Origin of the sequence: Paenibacillus allorhizosphaerae (assembly GCF_042659105.1) — a bacterium.
In the GTDB taxonomy this organism is placed as follows: domain Bacteria; phylum Bacillota; class Bacilli; order Paenibacillales; family NBRC-103111; genus Paenibacillus_G; species Paenibacillus_G allorhizosphaerae.
The window spans coordinates 1-809 of record NZ_JBHSRV010000070.1 but is presented as its reverse complement, the minus strand read 5'-3'; the positions used below and the strand labels follow the sequence as shown (position 1 = coordinate 809).

Sequence of the window (809 nt, the reverse complement as noted above, 5' to 3'; positions counted from 1 at the left end):
TAACGGATGGGTTCGTGACACCATAGCGCAACGACCTTCCTCACCAGCCGTAAGAATAGTATAAAACGTCGCACCAAAATTTTCATCCTCTGTGGCGCCCGACAGGGCATGGGGGGCTAACGGGCAGTTATCTTCAGTGTGCCATGTTATAATATGGATATAGATACATTAGTCATATTAGGATGTGACGAGATGGGGAAAATCGAAGTCAAGGATACATTTGTTATTAAAAGCATCATTGAATCTAATATTAAGTTCAAGGATTGTCTCTTTGTGTATGGACACATTGTTGAGGGCGGCGTTGAAATTGGAGACGAGTTAATTGATGATTCGAGAAGAGGCTTTAAATGCAAAGTTATTGATTTCCCGTTAATTAGGAAGATACCTTACTTGAAAGACCATATACATATTCTTATTAAACCAACAGTTTCAGGGTACTCATTGGAGGATGTAAAGGGAATGTTATTGACAAAAATGTAAGATACATTTTCTTATGTGATTCCACTAACGAGAAACGATAGTGAGGAGCTGCCGCAGGGTAGCTCCAATTTTATACTCATTGAACGAACAGGATAATTTAGTTATATATTGAATAATTCCTATGAACTAATGATGTTCGGGAGGGACGAAAAGCTTGATTATTCCAGAATTAATATTGGTACTCGAACTTATTTACGAACGTCTTTCAATGACCCAAATTAATTGGGCTCTCACAGGAAGTACAAGCTTTGCATTACAAGGATTGCCGTATGAACCTGGAGACATCGATATTCAAACAGACCAACAAGGAGCATATGAAATTGAATCGT

At 38.4% G+C, this 809-nt stretch carries 2 protein-coding genes; both read left to right on the top strand.

Annotated elements, in window-relative coordinates; translation table 11 throughout:
• Positions 1-192: 192 nt before the first annotated feature.
• The gene (locus tag ACFQI7_RS37790) at positions 193-480 is read left to right on the top strand and encodes a hypothetical protein (RefSeq protein ID WP_377518643.1); all 288 of its coding nucleotides are present in this window, start codon (positions 193-195) and stop codon (positions 478-480) included.
• A gap of 154 nt (positions 481-634) precedes the next feature.
• A partial coding sequence (locus ACFQI7_RS37785) for a nucleotidyltransferase domain-containing protein (RefSeq protein ID WP_377518646.1) occupies positions 635-809 on the top strand: 175 nt, incomplete at its 3' end.